The sequence below is a fragment of the Amycolatopsis samaneae genome, assembly GCF_039541975.1.
In the GTDB taxonomy this organism is placed as follows: Bacteria; Actinomycetota; Actinomycetes; order Mycobacteriales; family Pseudonocardiaceae; genus Amycolatopsis; species Amycolatopsis samaneae.
Genome location: NZ_BAABHG010000051.1, coordinates 1 through 680, shown reverse-complemented (window position 1 = coordinate 680; position 680 = coordinate 1). Strand labels below are relative to the sequence as shown.

Genomic DNA, 680 nt, shown 5'->3' with positions numbered 1-680 from the left:
GCGTAGACCTCTTCGTAGGACTCGACGCTCTTGGCGATCAGCAGGGTGGAGTCGGCGGCACCGGGGACCTCCTTGTCCCAGTACTCCCGCATCTCCGCGGCCGACTTCAGGTAGTAACCATCCCCGTCGAACTTGAACCGCGTCGGGTCATTGAGGGTCTTGCCCGCCTGCACACACAACAACGCCGAGTGCGTGTCGGCCTGATCCTTCGTCACATAATGCGAGTCATTGGTCGCCAGCGGCTTGAGGTCCAGCAGCCTGCCGACCTCCAGCAGACCCTCACGCACCGACCGCTCGATCGGCAGACCGTGATCCATCAACTCCAGAAAGAAGTTGTCCGCACCGAAAATGTCCTTGTAGTCCGACGCGGCCTGAATCGCCTCCTGCCGCTGACCCAACCGCAACCGGGTCTGCACCTCACCCGACGGGCACCCCGTCGTCGCGATGATCCCCTCATGATTCTCCGAGATCAGCTCACGATCCATCCGCGGCTTACGGTAATACCCCTGCATACTCGCCAGCGAGGACAGCTTGAACAGGTTCCGCAGCCCGGTGGCGTTCCGCGCCAGCATCGTCATGTGCGTATACGCACCACCACCCGAGACGTCACCGCCCTCACCGAACTCGTCCGACCCACGCTGGTTCGCCTGCCCCCAGAACACCGGCTTCTTGTGAAACCG

1 protein-coding gene is annotated in these 680 nt (G+C 62.5%); it reads right to left on the bottom strand.

What is annotated here, in order from left to right:
• A partial coding sequence (locus ABD987_RS44520) for a PHP domain-containing protein (RefSeq protein WP_345409105.1) occupies positions 1 to 680 on the bottom strand: 680 nt, incomplete at both ends.